Genomic DNA, 22374 nt, shown 5'->3' with positions numbered 1-22374 from the left:
TCACTTACGAGCCGGGTCAGCTGTACCACTCGGCCATCTTCACTTCCGTCTGCCCCTCCACCAGCTTGGCGAATTCGGCCGGATCCTGGGTACCGCCATCCTTGCCGCGATAGTGGTAGGGATAGACATATTTCGGCTTGAAGGCGGCGATCGCCTCGGCGGCCTGTTCCACATCCATGGTGAAGGGCAGGTTCATGCAGAGGAATGCCAGGTCGATGTTCTCGAGCGAGCCCATTTCCGGGATGTTCTCGGTGTCGCCGGAAATATAGACGCGGAACCCGTTGAATCCCAGCACATAGCCATTATCGCGGCCCTGCGGGTGGAAGTTCTTGCGCTCCTCGGTGATGTTGTAGGCCGGAACGGCGTCGATCGACACGCCCTGCCACTCACCGGAATCGCCATTGGCCATCGACTTGGCCTTCTCCCTGAGGCCGTCGGGCAGCTTGTCATGGACGGCCGGGTTGGTGATCAGTTCGACATCGTCCTTCACGAGTGCCGTCAGCGTGTCGGCATTGAAGTGATCGCCATGTTCGTGGGTGACGAGAACAAGGTTCGGTGCGGGAAGATCCGCGTAGAGCGAGGGATCGCCGACCGGATCGGAATAGATCACACCCGCAGGCGTCTCCAGAACGAAGGAGGCGTGCTCGACCGGATGAACGACAAAGTCGCCGGCCTCGGCAGTGAATGTATCGGCTGAAGCCGCGAAGGCGCGGGTGGCATAAGGCAGTATCATCACAGTGCCGGCGGCGGCCGCTGCGGTGTGGATGAAATGTCGGCGCGTGAACGTCATCTTGCTCTCCTTGGTTGATCTCCCTGTCTGATCACGTCGAGATGGAGCAGAAACGTGACATGACAACACACATATTCGTTATTGGCGGGCGCTGCGGTCAATCGTCGCTTTCGCGGCCAGCCCGAAGCCTCGCCTCTTACGGTGACGAACACCTCAGTCCGTGTCGGCCTCCTCGCCTTCATCGCTGTGCCTGCGGCCCTTGAATCCCTTGGCAAGAACGAACATCTCGACCGATTCCGCTCGGCTGGCGGGCGGTTTGACGTGGACGACGGATCTGAAATTCTGCTTGAGGAAAGTCAGCAGTTCCCGCTCCGCACCGCCCTGGAACGTCTTGGCGAGGAAGTGTCCGCCGGGCCTGAGAACATCCACGGCGAAATGGGCCGCGACCTCGCAGAGATACATGGTGCGCAGATGGTCGGTGCGCGAGTGACCGGTGGTGGGCGCAGCCATGTCCGACAGCACGAGGTCGGGCGAACCGCCCAACGCATCCATGAGCTTTCGGGGCGCTTCCTCGTCGAGGAAATCCATCTGGATGAAACGGACACCGGGCACCGGGTCCATCTCGAGAAAGTCGATGGCAGCGACCTTCGGGTCGAGGTCCGTCGATTCGGTGACGCGCGCGGAAATCTGCGACCAGCCACCCGGCGCCGCGCCGAGATCGATGATGCGCTTGGCGCCCTTGAGGATCTGGTGTTTCTCGTCGATCTCGAGCAGCTTGTAGACGGCGCGGGAGCGGTAGCCCTCGTGCTTGGAGCGTTGCACATAGGGATCGTTCAGGTGCCGCTCGAGCCAGCGCCGCGAGGAAGCCTTCAGCTTGCTCTTCTTGACCTTCTGCCCGAGCTTGCGGCCGCCCGGTGTGGTACGGGTCGGGCCGTTGGACGGCCCCTTGGGAGATGGCGGTTTGGTCATTTGCGATTTCCTTCGCCATGGCTACCGGCGCGCATGCGCGCCCGATACCGGCGTCCCGCGCGGCGCCATGCGCCGTCACGACCCATCATTTCATTGAGAAGGCCTTCCCGCAGGCCCCTGTCGGCAACGCGCATGCGCTCCGACGGCCAGCGCTTGCGGATGGCTTCGAGGATGGCGCAACCGGCGAGTACCAGATCGGCGCGATCGGCGCCGATGCAGGGATTGGCGGCGCGTTCGTTGAAATTCCAGGACAAGAGCCGCTCGAGCGTCGTATCGACATCGGCGCGGCTGAGCCAGACGCCATCGACCTTGCGGCGGTCATATCGCGGCAGTTCGAGATGGAGCCCCGCAAGCGTGGTGACCGTGCCGGACGTGCCCAAAAGGTGATATCGCGCATCCCCGTCGCCGGAAAAGAAGGAGGGCAGGTCCTGCGGCATGAAGGCGGCCAGATGGCTCTCGACATCGGCGACCATCGCGTCGAAGGTCTCGCGCGTCACGGTTCCGCCGCCATAGCGCTCGGATAGCGTGACCACCCCCATCGGCAGGGATGTCCAGGCGCGGATGTGATCGGATAGCCGGTTGGTGCGGTTTTCCGACAGGTCGATCAGCGCGATCTCGGACGAACCGCCTCCGATATCGAAAAGCACCAGCCCGTCGGTCCCGCGGTCGATCAGCGAGGAGCAGCCGGCCACGGCAAGCCGTGCCTCGGTTTCCCGGTCGACGATCTCGAGATCGAGCCCTGTCTCCTCGCGCACCCGGTCGAGAAAGGCCGGGCCGTTCTCGGCCGCGCGGCATGCCTCGGTGGCAATCAGGCGCTTGAGGCGCAGCTTGCGGCCGGCGATCTTGGCTGCGCAGACCTTCAGCGCCTCGACCGAGCGTTCCATGGCCTCGTCCGAGAGCCGCCCGGTCGCCGCAAGCCCCTCGCCGAGCCGGACAATGCGCGAAAAGGCATCGACGACGCGGAACTGGCCGGGCCGCGTCGGCTGCGCGATCAGCAGACGGCAATTATTGGTGCCGAGGTCGAGAGCGGCATAAAGATCGTCGTCCTGCTGACGCGCCGTGTCCGAGCGCCCGCGCTGCGAGGCGGCCCGGTCGGCCGGATCCCGGCTGACATTTCCCGCCGCGCCCGGCTGTCTTGGCTTGTTCTTCCCCGATTTTTCCTTGTTCGCCGGAAGCGTGTGGCCCTGCAGTTCCCGCAGCTTTCCATCACCTCCGCGACCCCGCCTGCGACGGCGCTTCGACTTGGATGGCGCCTGGCTCTCGCTGGTGCTGGCGCCTTTATTGGCGCCGCTCGAGTTGCTCGACCTGGCGTCGGGAGCGGAACGGGACGCGGGCTCTCCCGACCGGCCATGGGGTCCGGCATCGCCTGGGACGTCGCCAGCGCCGGCCGCGCCTGGAACTACAGCGCCGGGGGCTGCCGAGGCAGGGGCTGCGGACCGGGTTTGTGATTTCGGGGAAGCGCCGTCGCGGCCGCGACGTCTGCGCCGGCGTTTCTTGCCAGCCTTCCAGGAATTGGGAGATGCGGGGGCATGCGCGCCACTGGACGGTGTTCCGCCACTGGCACCGGTAGAGGACGAGGCATTTCCGCCCGCATCCTGCCCTGTTCCTTCGGCCGCAGCCCTTGAGGCGCTTGCCGACGAAGCCTTGCCGTTCCGTATCTCCACTTGGTGCGGCTTGGAGCCGTCCGCGGAGTCGGTCACGATATATCCTGCCGCGCCGGTTCGGGACTAGCCCGTAAAACCATCCCGTAGAGGCGCGCTCTTGTTTTGCGTTGGCACCAGACTAACAAATCCCGGTCGCTTCGCAAAATGTTTTTCAGGAAAATCGAAAGTCGGCGGACAGGCTCCGTCCCTCCCGATCAGGATGCGGACTGTTCCATTTCCGGTTCGAGCGCGATATCGAAATAGAGTTCCGACGCGCCCCAGACCACCAGGGCGGCGACAAGCGACGCACCGAGTACAATGAGAACCCTGCTGGAATTTTCACCCTGCTTGGCCTTCTTCTGCGGGACTTCTTCCGTCATGAAAACACTCCGTCTTCTCTTTGCGGCGAGCGACACCGGCAAGCCGGCCTCGCATTTGCAATGAAACACTTAGATGCGCGAAGAGGTTCCAACATTTGCCGGTGACGGGCGACCGCCGGCGCCGCAAAAACTGTTTCGTCATGTCGAAACAGGGCTTGATCCAGGTGGCAAGTATGTTAAATAGCCACCCGTTCGGGCGCGGCCAGCGCTGCAATGCGCATCCCCCTCCCCCGACGACCCGGCTTTGGGGAATAGGTTAACGGTAGACCCACGGACTCTGACTCCGTTAGTCCTGGTTCGAATCCAGGTTCCCCAGCCAATCCCTATTTTTACATTAAAATCAATGCCTTGGAATAAACCCTGGCACCTCATGTGTTACAGTCGCGCGTATGTTTCGAGTGTAACAATTTTACTGCGCAATCGCTCACCTTGCGCCCAAGCGTCATATTGCCGAAGATTGAGGCAGGGAAAGGGAAGCCTCTAAGAGATGACAAAGGATAACATAGCTAAAAGTCAGATCGATAAAATCCGTGATTCCGCTGCATCATTCCACGTGGGCGATGACAGCGACGGAGCCGTGACGTCACTTATCACAGTGAACGATCGCCTATACGTTATCAAAGAGAGAGCCATCTACACGGTGGCCCTTGCCGATGACATCGACCCGGATCGCACGCGCGCCGATATCCCAAATACCATACAAAAATTCTTCGATCTCGGATCTGACCACGAAATCGTGGTGAGGATCCTGCTCACGGCAACAGAGTTGTTTAAAGAGGGATATTTAGTTGAAGGGATCGATCACGAAGCCTTAATGTCTCACGTGATGGATTGCTTACTAGATCTTGGTGGAGCTTACGTTATATCACGTAATTTTAAATTATATCTAGCGGAAGCGCGTAAAGATGCGGTCACATCCAAAGATAATTCCGCGTCAATACCTTCGTATCCTTCGCTTCGCAGCGATGTAAAAAGCTTTATTCAAAAAATTGACCACTTTGTTCAAGATATTTTTGGAATCATTATTGCTTTCTACGACGAGCAAACAATTCGTAAGTCCGGGCCCTGGCTGGATGGATTGGCAGAATACTTAAGAACAAGTAGCAACAACACAGAAGAATTTGCGATGTTCGCCAAAGAATTTGCTGAATTCGGAAAGATGGCGCGGAACATTCGACATTGTATAGAACATCCAAAGCCAGACCAAAGAATTGAACTGCTTGATTTTTGCGTAACCGCAAATCGAACCTTGGAAGAACCGACGATAGCAGTAAAACACAAAACGACGCCCGTTGAGGCGACGCACGTCTCTGATTTCATGAATTTTTTCTATCAGCAGGCCCTTGCGGGTAGTGAAGTCTTGATGGCCTTTTTAGCCGGCCACCACACTAAAAGCTTCGGCAAATTCCCGATCATCGTCGGCGAGATCCCCGAAGCTCAGCGACAAAATAGGGTCCGCTACGGTTACTTAATCAAATTGGGCGCTTCATTCCAACGGCTTGGATAATGTTCGAGTTGTCAGATCTTCTTTATCTTTGCGTTCTTGACACCATTAAACTCGGATTTTTTCCCAAAGGCTACTGCGCTATTATGTAAAAGATTGCTTTGACTGAAATGGGGACGGAACTTGAAATTCAATACAATTGGGCGAAAGTTGCTCCTAGCAAATAGAAAAAGTGGGGAAAATTTCCTTAGGTCGTATGAGAGCGAGTTCATCCATCTAAATAAGTCGCTTGCGGGGTTCGCCGGCTTAAAGGCTGATATTGATGTCGGATATGATGAAGAGAGCTTAGATGTAGTTAGGTTTTCAGCACTCGCAAATGATATTTTTACCTTTGCGATGCGGCCTGCCGAAAAAATGGTAGAGTCCGCTTTTTCAGAACCCCATAAGCGCAAAGTGAATAGCCCCGAGTTTCGTGGACGCCCTCGGGTTACATTTCCTTCTGCCTTTCGAACTCCATGGGTGACAGCATCCCGTTCCTGACGTGCTTCCGTTTTGGGTTGTAGAACATTTCAATGTAGTCGAACACGTCTTGCCTTGCCTCTTGGCGTGTTCGATAGGTTTTGCGCCGTATCCGTTCACGCTTGAGCAGATTGAAGAAGCTCTCTGCCACGGCGTTGTCGTGACAGTTTCCGCGCCGGCTCATCGAATGCTCAAGATTGTGGTGCTTCAGGAAGGCCGCCCAGTCCATGCTGGTGAATTGCGAGCCCTGATCGGAATGGACCAAAACGCTGTTCTCCGGCTTCCGACGCCACACCGCCATAAGCAATGCCTGCAGCACGACGTCGGTGGTCTGCCGGCTCTGCAATGACCAGCCGATTACGCGGCGCGAGAACAGGTCGATCACCACGGCCAGATAGGCAAAGCCCTCTTGGGTGCGGATGTAGGTTATGTCTGTCACCCACGACCTGTCCGGCGCATCGACATCGAACTGCCGGGCAAGAGTGTTGTCGACAAAAACTGACGGCTTGCCGCCATAAGAGCCAGGACGGCGCTTATAGCCGATCTGCGCCTTGATCCCGGCCAGCTTTGCAAGACGGGCAATACGGTTGGCGCAGGCGGTTTCTCCCTGATCGAGAAGATCGTCATGCAGCTTGCGATAGCCATAGACCCTGCCGCTCTCGTTCCACGCCTTGCTGAGGAGTTCAGTCTGACGTGCGTCTTCCCGAGCTCGTTTGCTAAATGGGGCCTTCAGCCAGGCATAAAAACCGCTGGGGCGGATGCGCAGGCAGCGACACATCGCGCGCACAGCAAATTGCTGGCGATGCTCGGCGACAAACGCGTATCTCACTTTGCATCCTTGGCGAAATACGCGGTGGCTTTTTTTAAGATGTCGCGTTCCTCAGTGACGCGCGCCAGCTCCTTCTTCAGACGACGTATCTCAGCCGCCTGATCTCCATCGCCTCCCGATGGCTTCGAGAACTTCTCCTTCCACGCATAGAGCGAGTGCGGGCTCACGCCGAGCCGTTTGGAAACCTCCGCAACCGGATAGCCCCACTCAGTGATCTGCGCGACTGCATCGCGCTTGAACTCATCAGTGAAATTGCCAGACCCCATCATGGCCTCCTTGCCTCAAAATTAGGGAGGAAGGCGTCCACAAATCTAGGGGCTATTCACTCGGCGGCTCGGCCTTCGAACCCTTTGCGGGTCTTGCCTACACCCATCTCAGGACCGATGGCTTCAGTGAAAGTGGTGGCACGGCGGCCCTGCGCGTGGAGGGTACCACCATGGACACGACCTATACCACGCTCGGCATGCGGGCCTCGCGCAATCTCGAGCTTGGTGGCGTCGTCACCGTGTTGCGCGGCTCGCTCGGCTGGCAGCATGCCTTCGGCGATGTCGACCCGACCTCCACGGCCCGCTTTGAGACGGGCGACAGCTTCACCGTATCGAACACCCCGATCGACGAGGATGTCGCGCTGATCGAGGCCGGTCTCGACTTCCAACTCGACAATGGCGCCACCATCGGCATCGGCTATTCCGGCCAGTTCGGCAGCCAGGCCGAAGAAAACGGCGTGAATGCCAAGATGCGGGTGCAGTTCTAAGCCCGACGCAGGACATCCGGCGGCGTCTCCCTCACAACGCCGCCGGATCCAGCCAAGCCCGTCTCAGAGATCGGTCCCTATCATGGTAAGTCTGCTACCCATCCTTGCCTCTCTCTTCGCCGCCCTTGCGAGCCCTGCTTCGCCCTCATGGACCCAGTCCCAGTCGCTGCAGGAGAGGGATGGAGTGTCCGCAGGTGCCCCGGTACTGCAGGAAAGCTACGGTGACTGGGGCGTAATCTGTACGAATAAAGACAAGGCGACGCTTTGCCTGATGCGACAGGAGCAGCGTACGAAGAATACCCACGAGATAGTACTGGCGGCGGAACTGCGGCGGAACTGGACCGGCGATATGATACTCACCCTGACCATGCCGTTTGGGGTGCGTCTTGCCGATGGCGTGACCATGCAGGTGGACGATGGCAAACTATCTAAAACCATGGCGTTTTCGACCTGCCTACTGGTCGGCTGCCTCAGCGTGTTTGAAATTGACGGCGAGCTGGAAACAAAGCTGCGCAACGGCAAGGTTCTCAACCTTGCAGTCACCCGCTTTGAAGATGGCCGGAGTTTCACACTCCCGATCTCGCTCAATGGCTTCGCCCCCGCCTCGGACCGCCTCGGGCAGCTGGTCGGCGCAAAACCAGACAATTGAGTATCTGGGCAGTAGCTAAACTCAACACGAATGTGGCCCGGAGTCCCGGCAATCGCCCTCACATGATACGGCAAATGCAGGCCTATCGCGTCCTATCGCGTCCTATTGCGTCCGGGGCACCGTCGGCATCGTCAATCTGCACGTCACCGGAATGATGGTTTGCCGTTCGGTCTTTCATGGGCCGCCGTCATTCCGGGAGCCGGGTTTGCCAACAGCTGCATCTCCCGCCGCCTTACATGTTGCCCGGCAGGAAGATTGGCCTCTTCATCCCAGTCGTCCCGGTCACAACCGGACGCATGCTGAAGCCGCCGTGCCTGCCGAACCGGCATAGGCTCGGGAGGCTCCGGCGATGTTATCCACGGCAAGGCAAGGCCTCCCCCGGCCTGCCTGATTGACGGGCCCGTTCTGCCTCAGAACCGCGCGTTCACCCCTGCGGAGAGCGCGTGGTCTTCCTGGTCCGGTGCGAAGGCGCCGGTGTAATCGATGGTGATCGGCATGTCGGGCGTGACGGCGAAGTTGAGGCCGACGCCGACGAGGCCGACATCGCGTGCCGCGGCATTGCCGGGAACGGTGAACGACGTATTCGTCGAGCCGAAGGTCATGGTCGTTGCCGGCGTGATGTCGCCGAAGGTGTGATTCCAGGCAACGGAACTTGCGAGCGATACCCCTGTGCCGCCGTAAAGCCGTCCGAGATCGAAGGTGCTGCGCAGGCCGAGGGTGGTCACCGGAAGCATGCGGGAAGCCCAGGCACCGGTCAGGGCCGAGGCGCCGCCGGTTTCGGTAAAGCCGCTGGTATACTGGTAGACCAGCGCCGCACCGGCGAAGGGCTCGATCAGGAAGCCGTTCTGGTTCGTCAGCGCATAGCCGACCTCGCCGAAGGCCTGGACGGTTGCGGAGCGATAGTCGGCCGTCAGCGTCTCGTCGATGCTGGAGAAGCGCACATTCCGCTCGGTGCCGATTTCGTTGACGCTCACCGCCGCCCCGTACATCAGGCGAAGCGCCTCATAACGGCGGGCGGCGTAGAGGCCGGCGGTAAAGCTGTCCATGCCCGACTTGGACTCAAGCTCGCCCACATTGGTCTGGGTGTGGCTGTAGCCGAGGAAACCGCCGAGGCGCCAGTCGCTGCCGTAGCCGATCTCGACGCCGGTCAGCAGGCCGCCGGTGGAGCGCTCGGTGGTGTGGCTTTCGCCGCTCCCCAGCGTCTTTCCCATCGCGCCATAGGCCTTGCTCCAGACGGCGTGGCCGCTGGCGGTCCCGATCGACCCGGTGGTCGTGCCGTCGACGCCTGCCGGCGTGCCTTCGTCCCCGGCATAGGCGAGTTGCGCGAGATTGCCGGTCATGGAGTCCATGGAGACGACATCCGCGTTATCGACCGCGAGGGAGGAGCGCAGGCGCCAGGTGATGATGTCGCGGACCATTCCGGCGCTCTGGATGGCCGATGTCTGGATCGAGGCATGGGCCTCGCCGGACAGCCAGATAGTCCCCTCGATCACCTGGTCCCTGTTGTTCATGAAGAGGAACTCGTCATAGAGGGGATTGCCCCAGTCGAGGCTTTCGACGGCGTCGGCAATGGCGGCCTGGGTCCTGGTATCGGTGACGTCGGAAAAGGCGAGGCCGTTGCGCTCCGGGGTCAGATCGATGGTCGTGGGCGTATAGGCGAGCGCGATGTCGAGGAAGAGCAGGTCCTCGATAACGGAGTCGAATTCCCCGTCGATCTCGCCGGCGGTCATGATGGTGGTGCTGATGCCGAGCTCAAAATCGAGCGTACGACTGCCAGCAAATGCGACATGCGCATCCTCGTCGATCGTGACGGTCCCGGAGACGTCGAGAATGTCGTCGGCGTCGAGATCGACCAGCAAGGTGGAGCCCGCGTCGAAATCGGCATCGCCGTCGATGCTTCCTTCGCCCGCCAGCGTGCCGCCAGACAGCACGGAGAGCGAGCCGCGGAAATCCGTGTCGATGGAGAGCATCCCCCCGCTGATCTCGCCGGTTCCGGTGAAGCCCGACCAGTCGCCCGTCAGATGCGTATTGCCGGCCTCTTGCTTGAACAGGCCGTCGCCGGATACCGTGGCATCGAACTCGTAATCCGTTTCGGTGTGATTGAGGACGATGGTTCCGTCGCCCGCGCCGAATTCGATGACGGCGACCGCACCGTCGGCGCCCTGCAATGCGCCTGCCGCCTGCGCGTCCTCGCCGGACGCAGCCCCGATATTGATCGTGCCGGTCGAGCCTGCATTGACTGCAACGCTGAAGCTGCCAGCTTCGACAACGCCCTTGTCGGTCGCCGTCAGCGTGCCGTTGCCGTCACGTCCGACCTGCAAATCGCCAGAACTGGTCCAGGACGAGCCTGCGCCGGTGACCGTCACAACCCCGGTGCTGCCGGAATTTCTGCTGATAGATCCGCTGGTGTTGCTCACCGATCCGCCGTCGGCAACGGTCAGCGTGCCGTTGCCACCATTTCCGACAGCCAACAGGCCAGAATTGGCCCAGGACGAGCCCGTGCCGGTGACCGTCACAACTCCTGTGACGCCGGAACCAACAGAGCCGATAAGTCCGTTGTCGTTGCTCACCGATCCGCCGTCGGAAACGGTCAGCGTGCCGTTGCCAGAAACTCCGACAAACAAATTGCTAGAATTGGTCCAGGACGAGCCTGTGCCGGTGACCGTCGCAACCCCGGTGCTGCCGGAATCCAAGCCGATAAATACAAAGCCGCTGCTCACCGATCCGCTGTCGGAAACAGTCAGCGTGCCATTACCGCCAAAGGCGCCGACCAATAAATTCATGGAATTGGTCCAGGACGAGCCTGTGCCGGTGACCGTCACAACGCCGGTGCTGCCGGGATTTCTACCGATAAATCCGTTGGCGTTGCTCACCGAGCCGCCGTTGATGATCGTGAGGGAGCCCTCGGCTGACGCGCCAATATTCAAGTCGTCAGGATATGGCTGAGCAACGCCATCGACCACGATATCTTCATCCACATCAGTCGCGTGACCGGGCATGGGAGAGGCGAACAGAACAGCCGTCGAGGCAAGCAGCAGCGCCCGGATGGAATTTGCAGGTCGGACAGTGGAAAAGGGGGGCATGAACAAGCTCTCTGCTTAACGGTGAATCAAGCCGGCAACCGCGGCAGGTCTTGTCAAATCGTGAACTCAAGCCCCTTAAATAAGGTAAAGGCTTTGTATTGATTTTGTTTTCAGCCTCAGGCCGTTGCAAGAAATCTTGCACTTTCAGATGAGTAATCGCCTTATGAGTGTAACCTCCAGAATATCGGGATCATATTCGCGCCACTGTTGCTATATCCGTAAGATATCTTACGCAAGACTCCCCTTTTGCCATTCCGGCTGTTGCCATCCAGCAACATTTTTTACGCAAGGCGCTTGACCCGCTGCGAAAATGCCAAGCTCGTTCTGGTGGATCCTGGCAAGAGGAAGCTGCATATCTGCTGCCTGGGTCACTTTGGTACGCAAGCTGAGTGACCACGTATCCTTTCGAATAAGGCAAGTCGTGACCGTCTCTGCCAAATTCTGAACGCGTAAGTGGCACAGGCCGTCGCACATCGGCTTCCGGGCTCGCGCTTGCAACGCGTCTTCACGAACGCCGGCGAATTCTCAACATCAGACGCAACTGCCACCCACCTCGCTCCAAGGTGGAATGGTCCAGCCGCGAGGCTTTTGGCTTCCGGCATGCAACCAGGCCCGACTGGCCGCCTTGAGGAGCGCCCGCTTCGCGAGACGGCCATGGCGTAAAAGCTCCATCAGGATCTGTTCGTCCGACAACCGAAACCGTTCGAAGAGGGCGTCGTTCATCATCAGGGCCAGAACGTAAGACGTGCTACCGGCTTGCTCGGCGGCCGGCTGCTCATCGTTGTTGGCATGCGCCACTTTCGCCAAGCGTTCATCGAGAACCGATTGCAGGAGGAGCCAATCCCGGATGGCGATTTTCTGACGGATCGGCAATTGAACTCGCGCATCTTCAAAGCTCAAACTGTTGGAACCGCTTGCGCGCGAAAACGCCGAAAGCTCGCCGTGCCGTTGACAGCTCACAGCACCCCAGTCCCGCATAACGACAATGCCGAACCGGATAACCGCAATCGCCGCCCGCGTTTCGACCGCAGGCTCCCGGGCTCGCACAGGGCTTCAGGCATTTCAGGCAATTTTGAACATGAGGTGGTAATTACCAAAATTCCGGCAAATCATTGATATTTTAATATCTCCCCATTTAAAGATCGGTGCCGTGCTTGAAGAATCCCATGAGAGACCCGCTAGAGTAAAATAAACCCCAGCCCGACCTTCCAGAATTATCCTTAAATTTCAAAGGCTTGAAATCCTTCCGTTCCGACCGAGACGCAATAGGAGCCTGAATGTCGGTCTGGAATCGCCGGGTGTCTCAGTCGGCCAATTCGGGGAGACTTCCCATGGGCGAAGTCGCCTGCGATGGACCGCTATGTCTCATACAGAGAGATCAGGACGCCATGACGACCTGCCTCTTGAACAAGGAATGATCCGGTGTTTCGGACCAGACGTGAATTTCTGAAATCGGCCTCGGCCTTCGCCCCTTCCGAAATAAGATGCCTATGCCGGAATGATGACCTGGTTCGAAGCGGAGTGATGCAGACACGCGCGACGCCCGCCAATTCGGGACGGACATGACATGGCTGGCAAGGACGTCTTCAGAAGAGCCAAGCCCATCATCGCCGTGATGAACCTGATTTCGGGCCTGATGCCGCGCTTCCTGTTCACGGCAACCTGGCCGATCGTCGAACTGGTCCCGTGGAAATTGGGGATCGCGATCCGGTATCTGTGGGCGAAGCGCCTTGCCAAGTCCTGCGGCGACAATGTGGTTTTCGAAACCGGCGTGCGCGTGACCTATTGGGAGCAGATCGAGCTTGGCAACAATGTTTCGATCTTCGAGACCTGCTATCTCGACGGCAAGGGTGGGATCCGCATCGGCGACGATGTCTCGATCGCCCATCAGAGTTCGCTCATCAGCTTCGATTTCGATTTTGCCTCATATGACGGACCGATGAAATACAGCCCCATGAGGCTGAAGCGGATCGAGATCGGAAACGATTGCATGATCTTTTCCGGGGTCCGCATCTTCGGCGGCGCGCAACTGGCGGGACGAACCGTAATCGCCGCCAATGCTGTGGTGCGCGAGGGCACATATGAACCGGGCATTTACGCCGGCATGCCGGCCGAGTGGAAGAAACCGGTCGGCGGTACCGAAAACACCAAATTCGGAAGCGCCGGCTAAGGGTTCGGACTCAGATGACCGCAATTTGTCTCAGGTCACACACGAGTTTAGATGCTTTGCCCGCAACCTGTGTCAGGTGAACTGAGACGCTGAACTTCCTCCAAATTTTGGGAGAGTTCGCCAGTCTTTTGCTCCGAGATTCACTGTGGTGCCCGGGTTCTGGACCTGGCGAGCTGGAAAACCAATGGGACTGCAAGGGCCGACAGGGCTGTGGCGAGGCCGAACAGGGCGCCATAGCCGAGACGATCGGCAAGCAGGCCGGACACGCTCGAGCCGATCAGATAGACGAGCAGCTGCGCGCAGGCCAGAATGGTGAAATCCGTGCCAGGCTGCTCGGTCGAGGCCACGCTCATATAGATCGAATAGAGTACCACGATCTCCATGTAGCGGATGAATGTCTGAAATGCCGCAGCACCGATGACGATGCCGTCCGGTTCGGCGAAACCCCATGCATGAGCGGCGAAGAGCGCAAAGCAGATCGTCCGCAAGGCACCGAGGGTGACGAGCGCCCTGACATTGCCCTGCCCCTTGATCAGCCCGACGGCGACGACCGAACCGATCAGCCCGGCCGTCGCCGCCGATAGTCCGGAAAGATAGCCGATCCAGGACAAAGGAAGACCAATATCGACGAGATACGGCCCTTCCATCGCCTTGACCAGACCTTCGCTCACCCGGAAGATCAGAGCGATCGCCAGGATCGACCGCGCCTCGGGCCGCATGAAGAACGCCTTGAGTGAGGGGCGCGACCGGCGGGTGAGTTCGTCCGGGGAAGGCTCCTTCATCAGCGGCGTGACCAGAACCGGCAGCAGCGACAGCACGGCGATGAAGAGCAGGGTCGGCTGCCATCCGAACCGCTCGAACAGCACGAGTGAAAACGTGCCGCCGACGATGACGCCAAAGGCGACGGAGCCACCCTGGATGGCGTTGCCCACGGCGCGATGGGCCGGGGTGAGATGGCGGGTCGCGTAGCCATCCGTGGCAATGTCCTGGGTCGACATGGCAAGCGCGATGGTCATGCAGACAATGAAAAGCGCGGCAATATCCGTCGGCTCGACAAATGCCATCACGGCGATGCCGGAAGCAGTCAGAAGCTGTGTCGGCACGATCCAGCCGCGGCGATGCCCCAGACGCGGCAGAGGACGCCAGCGGTCGACGAGCGGCGCCCAGAGAAACTTCAGCACGAGCGGCAGCATCAAAAGCGAGAACAGGCCGATGGTGCTGCGGGAAACGCCTGCTGCGCGAAGCGTCGGCGGCAGCGCGGCGGCGATGAGATAGGTGGGAATACCTTGCGCGAGATAGAGACCGGCAAGGGTGAGATAGAGCGAAACAGGCTGCCCTTGCACCGGTTCCGCCGGATCGACAGCGATCCCGGTCGCCGATCGATCGCCTTCGCGGTCTCCACCGGACGGCAGCGAAAGATCGTGCCGCCCAGCCATCAGAACACGGCCTTGTAGGACACGCCGATCGTCCGCCCGAGGCCCGGCACCTCGATGCCGCGCGTCGCCGATGCCGTCGGATTGGCATAGTCGGTGTCGAAAACATTGTAGATGCCGACGCCGAGCTTGTGACCGTTCTCGAAGGTCTTCTGTGCACTCAGATGCAACAGCGCGACCCCTTCGAGTTCGGGATATGCGTCGCGCTCGCGGCCGGAGAAGAATTCCACATCGGCGCGCGTGCTGATGCCGTTTTCGAACCGGTAATCGGCGTAGACATCGCCCTTCCAGGTCGTCGCGATCCGGTTGTTGGGCAGGTAGCTGTCAATGGTGCCGTCGCCGTCGGCGTCATATCGGCCCTCGACATAACCGAGAATGCCGCCGAGCGTGAACGCATCGCTGACATCGAAGGCGACGGTCAGCTCGCCGCCCCAGATCCGTTCCTTCTGCTGGGTGACCGTGTTGGTTCCCGCATCGAAGGTCAGGCCATTGTCCGAAAGCGACAGAAAGGCCGATGCGGAGGCGCGCAGGCGTCCCCAATCGGCGCGCGTCCCGATCTCGAACGTGTTGACGAGCTGCGGCTCTGGCGCGATGTCGGCGTAGCTTACGAAAAAGTCGGGCGCGGGAGACGTGGTGCACAGGCCAAATCCCGCGAAGGCGTTCCCATAGGCATCGCAGAATTCCGCCGATCCGAAGCCGCCATTGGCGCCGGCCCGTCGGGTGAATGCGCCGATATCGGCCAGCTCATAACCCTGCGAGAAATTGCCGTAGAGTTGGGCTGCATCCGTCACATCGTAGATCGCACCGGCATTGAAAGTGGCCTGCTGATAATCGAATTGTCCGCCGCCCACACCGATGGGAGGCAGCGCCACGGGAAGCCCGACATCGTAAGCCGGCCGCGTAAAATCCTTGACGTCGAGCCAGAAGGCATCGAAGCGCATGCCGCCCGAAAGACGCAGGCGGTCCGTCACCGGCACTTCGAGCTGCCCGAACAGGCCGATCTGATGCTGGTCGAGCGGGGACGCCACATCGCTGCCCGTTCCCACCTGTTTCTGCGTGATGTGATCGAAGGTATAGTCGGTGCCCCAGACGAATTCAGCTCCGTCGAAGAGCCGATCGGCGGGCGTCCGCACGGTCGCTCCGAGACCGAAACGCTGGCCCTCGAGCACGGTCTGGTTCAACCCGTCGGCAAGAACGAAGGGATTGGCCGGGCTCAACCGGGTTTCCGGAGATTGCTTCTCGATGTCGTTGTAGAAGGCGATCAGTTCGAGACCGCCGAGGGAAAAGGCGTCGTCGGCAAACCGCGCGGTCACATATTTACTATCCTCGACAAGAGGCTCGCCGGTGTAGGGGTCGCTGTAATCGGGGCGCACGCGAGTACCGGAATAGTCGGTATAAAAATCCGGATGCTGCTCGCCATAGGTCCAGTCGAAAGAAAGATCGAAGCGGCGCGCGCCCTCCTCGTAACCCAGGCGCCCGAACAGGCTGCCGAAACCGGTGCGATCGCCGCCGCCCTGACCGAGCAGTCCGTCCGATGCCATTTCGTTGCCGTTGGCATCATAGAGACGGCGTGACAGATCTCCGGAGCCGGAGAGGAAATAGTCGAAACTGCCCTTGCGACCCTCCACGCTCACCGTCACGCTGGGAGCAAGGGACTCTTCGGGATGCGACGTCTGCGCCTCGAGGCGGGTTTCCACCGTCCAGCGCGGCGTCTCGCTCTCGCCCTTGCGGGTGATGAAGTTGATCACGCCGCCGGTCGCGCCAGCGCCGTAGAGGCTCGACGCACCGCTGACCACTTCCACGCGCTCGATCGTGTCGAGATCTATCAGAGACAGAATGCGGCTGTTGTTGCGAAGCGGCGTGGTCCGCGGAACGCCATCGATCAGGATCAGCATCGAGCGGCCGCGATAAGTTTCCGAGGCGCCGCTGATCGTCTGGTTGTCGGGCTGAAAACCCGGAACGAGTCGCGAAACGAGATTGGCAGCATCGGTGTTGCCGATCGTCAGCTTCTCGATCTCGTCGCGCTCGACGACCTTGACGTTCTGGGCCACATTGGCGATCTCGCTTTCGCTCCGGCCGGCGGTCACCACCAGGGTGTCCAGTTGGGTGACCGCGCCCGCGCCGGTGAGTGGCGCCTCCCCGGCACCGGCCTCGTCTTCGGCCGTTTGAGCGAAGGATGGCATTGTCCCGAGCCCGATGCAGAGTGCGAGAAGGCTGATCTGAAAACGCATGTTGACCCCCTTGAAGACGACCTCTTTCCCAAGGCCCGACCTGATTTCCATCCTCTCTTTCACATATTTATGAGTGGAATAGTCAAGATTAATTCTTTAAGTTGACTTTTACACTCATGATTGTTGTAATTTCGCCACAATCCGCGCACACCGGCTCCCATCGGAAGCCCTGAGAGGTGCGCGTGACCGTGTTTTCAGAGACGGAAGGTCGATACGCATTTGGAAAAGCCCTTTCAGACCACCACGCTTCTCGCGCTTGCGCCGAGCGAAGCTTTCGCGCTGTTCGAGGAGAAGGGGCGCAATCTCGACGTCCCGGTGGAGCGCGACGCCGATCGGCGCCTGACGCTGACGACCGCTCGCGGTGACGTGCAACTGACAGCAAGCCCAGAGGGGGTGCAGATCACACTCCGTTCGCATGATCGCGCCCTGCTGCATACGCTGCAGGAGACCATCGACGGAAATCTCGATGTTTTCGGACTGAAGGACGAGCGGATCTGGTCGCTGAAGGATGTCGGCACGCGACCCGCCAATATCGCGTTTGCCGCCGTGACCGCGTGCGCGCGCCTTTCCCCGTCCTATTTCCGTGTCGAGCTTGCCGATCCGGCGCTCAGGCGCTTCTCGGAGACCGGGCTTCACTTCCGGCTGCTCTTTCCGCCGGCAGACCATGAAGGACAATGGCCGGAGATTGGCGAGAACGGCCGAACCGAGTGGCCGGGAGGCGTCGCCGCCTGGCATCGCCCGGTTTACACGATACGCTCGGTCGAGCCGGACAGCGGCACCGTCGTATTCGATGTCTTCATTCATGAGGGGGGACGGGTATCGGCCTGGTGCGAAACCCTGCGCCCGGGCATGTCGGTCGCGCTGATGGGGCCAGGCGGCGAATGGTATCCGAAGGCAGGCTGGCTGGCGCTTTTCGGCGACGAGACCGCGCTGCCGGCCATTGCCCGCATACTTGCCGCCTGCCCTGACGATACGCGCGGTTCCGCCACAATAATGGTCGGTCGAAAGGGCGACCTCCAGGAATTGGAGAAACCGCCGGGCGTCACATTGAACTGGCTGCTGCGCGATAGCGGGACGTCGCTGCTCGAGCCATTGGAAAGCCTGGCGCTGCCCGAGACCGATCGGTTCGTCTGGTTCGCCGGCGAGCGGTCCGAGGTCAAGGTCGCGCGGACGATCCTGTCGGGCAAGGGCCTGTCGAAATCCGAGATGCGGGCGGCATCCTACTGGACGGCGGATACCTTGTCGGAGTGATTGCAGCCGGCAGCATGCCGAAGATCGTCGGTGTCGGGTTCGGCCAGCGGATTGGCGAGATCGACGCCCCGCGCGGGCAAGGGACGACTGGCCGAATCCTCATAACCGATCTGGAAACGAACGCGATTGATCGCCACGCGCGGCATTTCCGCACTGAAAAGATCGAACAGGGCGAAACGCTCCGACAGGTCCGGGTGCGCGGCCGCATGTGCCATCAGGCAGTCGCGCAAAACCGCGTAGAAGCGTGCCTCGTCAATCACCGAGCGTCGCGCCAATCCCGCAGAGAGAAAACGCAGAACCGTGACGAAATGCGCGGTCTGGATATTGTGCACGATATAGGCGGGCGGCTTGCGCGGAAGGATCGCCCGCGCCGCATCGGGCAGGCTGTCGCTTTCCGGGAAATCCCGATCCACGAGATCGAGATCGCCTTGGAAGTCCTTCACTGTGATCCCCACCGGCACATGCCCCTCCAGCACCACATTGATGTTCTGGCCATGCGCGATGAAGCCCAGCCCGTATTTGCACAGGATATGCCACAGCGGCAGCACGCTGACCGAAAACAGACGCCTGAGCCAGTCTTCGATGGACAGTCCGGCCTTCTGCGCGAATGCGGCAGCGAGCGGCAGGCCGTCCGCGCCTTCGTGAAACAATGCGGCAGTCATCAGCACCTGTCGTCCCGGCAGACGCGATTCACCCGTTTCCCGCCAGATCGCGCCCAGCGTCTCGTGCCAGCGATAGGGCGCGTCGGGTGCCTGCGCCATCAGCGGATCGTTCCACCAGAGACCCAACACTTCACGCTGAACGGTGACGCGGGCGGCGGTCACCGGATCGTCCGCCAGAATTCCGGCCAGCCAGTCCGAAATGGCGGCGCCCTGGGCGATGTATTTCCCGGGCATTCCGCGCCAGGCCGAGGTATTGAGGATCGCCAGCGCCAGCTTCACCTCGTAAGGGCCGCCGTCGCGCGGAACCAAGGTCCGCAGGCTGGGGCTTGCGACGAATTCAGGCCCATAGGCGCCCAGATAGCGCGCCCGGCCCGCAGCGAGATCGGCAACGAGACTTTGCGCCAGGCAGTTGTCCCATTGCCAGGGGTGAACCGGCATCAGGACACGGTCGCCGTCTCCGGCGGCTTTCTCGAGGCGAGCGAATTCCTCGGCGCCGATGGCGGATCGAAGCAGGTCACCTTCCTCGATCGCGGCGCCGCGCCCGGTGACGACATGTGTCCGATCGAGCGCCAGCCATTCCAGCCGGATCGGTGCGGCATTTTCCGGCGCATAGGCGGCGTGATCGTCCAAACCCCAGCCCAGGCGCCCCTTATTGGCGACCGCTTTCGGATGACCGCATAGCGCAGCATGAAGCTCGTTGGTCGGAAGTGCGGCCAATTCGCTCGCACTCAATCCGCCCCAGCGCGCCTCTATCGCGCAATCCTGACGCAGCGTGTTCTTCACTTCGCGGATGAACATGGCTTCCGTCGCCGGAGACATCGCCATCTCGGTGCGCGCATCGATGATGAATTGCAGTGGGTCGGGCACTTTGCCGTCACGCAACAGGCTTTCGGGTTCTATGTCGAGATTGTCCCAGATCCTGCGCGTCGACGAATAGGTGTAGACGACGCCGGACGCCAGTTCGAGGCAGTTTTCGGTCGCTGCAAAGACCCCTTCCCAGGCCAGTTCGCTGATGGTCTTGGCCAGCCAGCGGCGACCGGTGGTCGAATAATGGTCCAGGGTGACGGGATCGTTCATCGTCAGAACCTGACTTTCCGGAAGAAGACGTCGCGGTCGCAATGCATCAGCGCCGCGCGCTTGTGCGGAAAGTCGAACTCCCGCACCTTCCGGTAGCCCATCGGCTCGGTGTAGCTCAGCAGCTTGACGTTGTCCGCGCGCGGCTCACCTACGATCTTTTCCGTGAGCGGGCAGTCGAGGAAGAGATAGTGATTGAGCGAACGAATCCAGGCCGATGTCTTCTTGCGACCGAGATGTTTCCGTTCTCCGATCAGTCCGTGCCAGCCCCGGTCCCAGGGATGGGCATCATAATAGGCCCCGAGCCGGTCCTCCTGCCCCCAGTAGAATTCGAGATAACCCGTCGGATCGCCATCGAAACTCGAGACGACCGGCAACACGCTCGGATTTGCGATGCGAATGGCGAGGTATTCGGCAAGTTCGGCTTCGGACTTGTCCTCTTCCCAGAAATGGGCCACGCGCGGATCGTTCTGCCATTTGTGGAACAACCCCAGATGCCGATCGATCTCGAGCACTTCAAAGCTGACCCGACCGCCCGCATCCCGGTCGAACCGGTCATAGAAGATCCCTTCAGGCTTTGTCGGACGACGGGGATGATCGCGCCCGTCGGGGCCGGGAACTGGCTCCGTTCCAAGATGGAATGCCGGGGAATGATTGGTCCACAGGCCGGCCGACTGGTAGAAGCCGCCCCGTTCGACAACAAATGTATCGCCTTCCCGGTACCCGCATCGCAGATCGCGCGGCGCGATGCCCCGTTCGTCGAGCGACCGCCACGGCATCGTCAGGCGCTCCGCGTCTGTTTCGGCAAATCGCCTGTCGAACTCGCGCCAGATTTCGGCAATCGGCGACAAGGCCGGAACGGGATGAATGACGGTCATGCGGCCTCGCTTCGCGCAAGAGGGTTTTCAAGATCGATGAATTGGGCAAGCTGCGCCTCCGAACCACCATCGGCTTCATTGACGCCGGACAGGGAGGTTGCGAAATTTGCCTTGGCGGTGAGACGCGGCTCGGCCACCAGCTTTCGGTACAAGGCGGCATCGCCAGGGGTCTCGCGGGCAGCGCGCTCGAGAAATGCACGCCACACATCGTAAAGCGCGGCCTCGTCCGCCAGACCGTCCAGCGCGATCGTGGCCAGCGTGTTCATCACGGAATTGACGACCACATAATAGGTCAGGAGATTGTCACCGGTCTCGGCGTCGAGGATGTTTTCCGCGCCCTCTCCGATACCCGGGCAGATGGCGGCCAGACGGTCGTGAAAGCCGATGAGATGTCCGGTGCCCTGACAGTCGCGGATCACCACGCCATCCGGCCAGCCGTCGTTCAGCCGCAACATCATGTTCTGTTGATGCGACCCGAAGAGCAGCCCCCATCGGGCGCGCATTTCCAGGATCGGGTGGATGGCCTTATCCAGGAAATCGGCGAACCAGCGCCGCGCGACCGGGCCCGGTTCTCCTTGCCCCGCAAGTCGCAGGATCATGCGGCCGAGCGGCGAGACACCCTCTCGTGGCATCTCGCAGAGTGCGGCAAGAATGACGGGACCGGCCTGTCCTGCGTCACGGAACGGATTGTCGCGCAAGACGGCGATGGTTTCCGCCACTGCCGCGCCCTCCGCTCCCTTGAGCGCCACGAAGGCCGGTTCGGTCAGGACTGTCAGCTTCGGAAAGGCCGTGGCGATCTCGTCACCGATGCTGCTTTTGAGAAGGTCGGTAACGTGAAGGCCCCGCAGGACCTCGCGCGGAGCCAGAAGCCGTATCGAATTGGTCAGACGGATATTGAGAGAGAACTTGACCATGTAGGGAGCATGGAACGCGTGAACCGCCCGCATGGAGGCCGTGGACCGCCAGTTTGCGCGCCCCTCTCCGAGCGGGATAATTCCGCGTTCTCCGGAGCTCTCCAGCGCTGCGCGGTTCCGGTCGAACCGCCCGAGCTGTAACGGATGAACCGGCATGGCCTGGAGGCCATGGGGCACGCGGATACCGTCCGCCATGGCGAGTTGGTTGAACCCGTCTGTCGCGGCACCACCCGATGCCGTGCACCCGGGCTCGACGGCGAACCAGGACAAGGCGAAGGAGCGGCCCGATTCCGGTGCGTAGCGCCACGCCTCGCGGGCGGTGAGCCCGTCCCGGCTGCGCGGATTTGGATGAAGGACGTGACCGAAACGCAGTGCCATCTCGGCTTCGTCAAACGTCCAGCCCTCCGGTTCACCATCCGCGTCGGCGATATCCCTCACAGTCGCCACACTGTCGGCGACACGCGCGGCGAAGACGGGATCGGCATCAGCGGTCAGCCGCGCGAGCAATTCCGCCACGCCGATCCGAATACCGCCGCTCGTCACCGGATGAGAGAAACGGCAGCGGAAACGGCTCTGCGCCGAGACGGTTACGCATGCAAGCTCCCCGTCCGGAAGCCGGAACTCCAGATGCCGGTCCGTCATCCGGGCCTCGGCGAGCAGACCCTCGCGCAAAGCCGCATTGAGAAAGGCGTTCAGGGAAGGAAGATCGGATTTTTCGTCCATGACAAGGGCTTGCTCCGGTGGTCTCGTCGGGCAAATTA

The 22374-nt window shown here is 60.7% G+C and carries 17 protein-coding genes, 1 tRNA gene and 1 pseudogene; 6 read left to right on the top strand and 13 right to left on the bottom strand.

Going from position 1 to position 22374, the window contains the following annotated elements; genetic code table 11:
• Positions 1-16: 16 nt before the first annotated feature.
• The 4 genes from E2A64_RS04880 to E2A64_RS17785 all read right to left on the bottom strand — a co-directional run bounded on the left by E2A64_RS04880 (position 17) and on the right by E2A64_RS17785 (position 3722).
• On the bottom strand, positions 17-790 hold the full coding sequence (locus tag E2A64_RS04880; protein WP_133283283.1) for an MBL fold metallo-hydrolase: 774 nt from the start codon (positions 788-790) through the stop codon (positions 17-19).
• Positions 791-943: 153 nt separating this feature from the next.
• On the bottom strand, positions 944-1699 hold the full coding sequence (locus tag E2A64_RS04875; protein ID WP_133283282.1) for an RlmE family RNA methyltransferase: 756 nt from the start codon (positions 1697-1699) through the stop codon (positions 944-946).
• Positions 1696-3399 carry a Ppx/GppA phosphatase family protein gene (locus E2A64_RS04870; RefSeq protein ID WP_244598150.1) on the bottom strand — a complete coding sequence of 568 codons (1704 nt, stop codon included), beginning with the start codon at positions 3397-3399 and terminating at the stop codon, positions 1696-1698. Before E2A64_RS04870 ends, E2A64_RS04875 begins: the two co-directional genes overlap by 4 nt.
• 158 nt (positions 3400-3557) lie before the next feature.
• Complete coding sequence (locus E2A64_RS17785; protein ID WP_158285685.1) at positions 3558-3722, bottom strand: hypothetical protein; 165 nt, start codon at positions 3720-3722, stop codon at positions 3558-3560.
• Between the two features lie 245 nt (positions 3723-3967).
• Between E2A64_RS17785 and E2A64_RS04865 the strand changes: the two genes are divergently transcribed.
• Both E2A64_RS04865 and E2A64_RS04860 read left to right on the top strand, forming a co-directional pair.
• Positions 3968-4041 (top strand) — tRNA-Gln (locus E2A64_RS04865).
• A gap of 168 nt (positions 4042-4209) precedes the next feature.
• Positions 4210-5229: a hypothetical protein gene (locus tag E2A64_RS04860; protein ID WP_133283281.1), complete on the top strand. Its 1020-nt coding sequence runs from the start codon at positions 4210-4212 to the stop codon at positions 5227-5229.
• Positions 5230-5653: 424 nt separating this feature from the next.
• Here E2A64_RS04860 and E2A64_RS04855 read toward each other — a convergent pair.
• Positions 5654-6780, bottom strand: a protein-coding gene (locus E2A64_RS04855; protein ID WP_133284259.1) for an IS3 family transposase whose coding sequence is annotated in 2 segments (ribosomal slippage) — positions 5654-6540 and positions 6540-6780 — 1128 coding nt in all. Because the reading frame shifts where the segments join, the coding sequence is not laid out codon by codon here.
• Between the two features lie 20 nt (positions 6781-6800).
• Between E2A64_RS04855 and E2A64_RS04850 the strand changes: the two genes are divergently transcribed.
• Entirely contained in the window at positions 6801-7268 is a 468-nt protein-coding gene (locus E2A64_RS04850) for an autotransporter outer membrane beta-barrel domain-containing protein (RefSeq protein WP_133283280.1), read from the top strand.
• A 184-nt stretch (positions 7269-7452) separates the two neighbouring features.
• The gene (locus E2A64_RS04845; protein ID WP_158285684.1) at positions 7453-7917 is read left to right on the top strand and encodes an invasion associated locus B family protein; all 465 of its coding nucleotides are present in this window, start codon (positions 7453-7455) and stop codon (positions 7915-7917) included.
• Positions 7918-8327: 410 nt separating this feature from the next.
• Here E2A64_RS04845 and E2A64_RS04840 read toward each other — a convergent pair whose 3' ends face one another.
• From E2A64_RS04840 to E2A64_RS04835, 3 genes and pseudogenes are all read right to left on the bottom strand, one after another.
• The gene (locus tag E2A64_RS04840; RefSeq protein WP_244598149.1) at positions 8328-10283 is read right to left on the bottom strand and encodes an autotransporter family protein; all 1956 of its coding nucleotides are present in this window, start codon (positions 10281-10283) and stop codon (positions 8328-8330) included.
• A 102-nt stretch (positions 10284-10385) separates the two neighbouring features.
• Positions 10386-10916 (bottom strand): annotated as a pseudogene (locus E2A64_RS18165) (autotransporter outer membrane beta-barrel domain-containing protein); the annotation flags it as partial.
• 615 nt (positions 10917-11531) lie between these two features.
• A complete protein-coding gene (locus tag E2A64_RS04835; RefSeq protein WP_133283277.1) occupies positions 11532-11900 on the bottom strand; it encodes a hypothetical protein in 369 nt (122 codons plus the stop codon).
• Positions 11901-12567: 667 nt separating this feature from the next.
• Between E2A64_RS04835 and E2A64_RS04830 the strand changes: the two genes are divergently transcribed.
• Positions 12568-13170 carry an acyltransferase gene (locus E2A64_RS04830; protein WP_133283276.1) on the top strand — a complete coding sequence of 201 codons (603 nt, stop codon included), beginning with the start codon at positions 12568-12570 and terminating at the stop codon, positions 13168-13170.
• A 140-nt stretch (positions 13171-13310) separates the two neighbouring features.
• Here the strand turns inward: E2A64_RS04830 and E2A64_RS04825 are convergent, their stop codons facing one another.
• Together E2A64_RS04825 and E2A64_RS04820 are read right to left on the bottom strand one after the other, a co-directional pair.
• A complete protein-coding gene (locus tag E2A64_RS04825; RefSeq protein WP_133283275.1) occupies positions 13311-14606 on the bottom strand; it encodes an MFS transporter in 1296 nt (431 codons plus the stop codon).
• Positions 14606-16834 (bottom strand): TonB-dependent receptor, encoded by a 2229-nt coding sequence (locus E2A64_RS04820; protein ID WP_244598146.1) that lies wholly within the window; start codon positions 16832-16834, stop codon positions 14606-14608. The genes E2A64_RS04825 and E2A64_RS04820 overlap by 1 nt, the downstream gene beginning before the upstream one ends.
• Positions 16835-17053: 219 nt before the next feature.
• Here E2A64_RS04820 and E2A64_RS04815 point away from each other — a divergent pair, with 219 nt between their 5' ends.
• Entirely contained in the window at positions 17054-18085 is a 1032-nt protein-coding gene (locus tag E2A64_RS04815; RefSeq protein ID WP_133283273.1) for a siderophore-interacting protein, read from the top strand.
• On the opposite strand, the gene E2A64_RS04810 is transcribed toward E2A64_RS04815, so the two are convergent.
• Genes E2A64_RS04810 through E2A64_RS04800 form a run of 3 tightly spaced genes read right to left on the bottom strand, consistent with a single transcriptional unit; the run spans position 18055 to position 22336 of the window.
• The gene (locus E2A64_RS04810) at positions 18055-19824 is read right to left on the bottom strand and encodes an IucA/IucC family protein (protein ID WP_133283272.1); all 1770 of its coding nucleotides are present in this window, start codon (positions 19822-19824) and stop codon (positions 18055-18057) included. The two genes, E2A64_RS04815 and E2A64_RS04810, sit on opposite strands and share 31 nt — an antisense overlap.
• A 2-nt stretch (positions 19825-19826) precedes the next feature.
• Positions 19827-20699: a GNAT family N-acetyltransferase gene (locus E2A64_RS04805; RefSeq protein WP_133283271.1), complete on the bottom strand. Its 873-nt coding sequence runs from the start codon at positions 20697-20699 to the stop codon at positions 19827-19829.
• On the bottom strand, positions 20696-22336 hold the full coding sequence (locus E2A64_RS04800; RefSeq protein ID WP_158285683.1) for an IucA/IucC family protein: 1641 nt from the start codon (positions 22334-22336) through the stop codon (positions 20696-20698). Before E2A64_RS04800 ends, E2A64_RS04805 begins: the two co-directional genes overlap by 4 nt.
• Positions 22337-22374 lie beyond the last annotated feature (38 nt).

The sequence above is a fragment of the Pseudohoeflea suaedae genome (assembly GCF_004354915.1).
Taxonomy (GTDB): Bacteria; Pseudomonadota; Alphaproteobacteria; order Rhizobiales; family Rhizobiaceae; genus Pseudohoeflea; species Pseudohoeflea suaedae.
The sequence above is the reverse complement of the archived record's forward strand: the minus strand, read 5'-3'. Positions and strand labels throughout refer to the sequence as shown.

Bases quoted from the DNA above. Each gene is read 5' to 3' on its own strand.
- E2A64_RS04805 (WP_133283271.1), bottom strand. From the start codon at position 20,699: ATGACCGTCATTCATCCCGTTCCGGCCTTGTCGCCGATTGCCGAAATC.
- E2A64_RS04875 (WP_133283282.1), bottom strand. From the start codon at position 1,699: ATGACCAAACCGCCATCTCCCAAGGGGCCGTCCAACGGCCCGACCCGT.
- E2A64_RS04830 (WP_133283276.1), top strand. From the start codon at position 12,568: ATGGCTGGCAAGGACGTCTTCAGAAGAGCCAAGCCCATCATCGCCGTG.
- E2A64_RS04800 (WP_158285683.1), bottom strand. From the start codon at position 22,336: ATGGACGAAAAATCCGATCTTCCTTCCCTGAACGCCTTTCTCAATGCG.
- E2A64_RS04820 (WP_244598146.1), bottom strand. From the start codon at position 16,834: ATGCGTTTTCAGATCAGCCTTCTCGCACTCTGCATCGGGCTCGGGACA.
- E2A64_RS04880 (WP_133283283.1), bottom strand. From the start codon at position 790: ATGACGTTCACGCGCCGACATTTCATCCACACCGCAGCGGCCGCCGCC.
- E2A64_RS04810 (WP_133283272.1), bottom strand. From the start codon at position 19,824: ATGAACGATCCCGTCACCCTGGACCATTATTCGACCACCGGTCGCCGC.
- E2A64_RS04860 (WP_133283281.1), top strand. From the start codon at position 4,210: ATGACAAAGGATAACATAGCTAAAAGTCAGATCGATAAAATCCGTGAT.
- E2A64_RS17785 (WP_158285685.1), bottom strand. From the start codon at position 3,722: ATGACGGAAGAAGTCCCGCAGAAGAAGGCCAAGCAGGGTGAAAATTCC.
- E2A64_RS04825 (WP_133283275.1), bottom strand. From the start codon at position 14,606: ATGGCTGGGCGGCACGATCTTTCGCTGCCGTCCGGTGGAGACCGCGAA.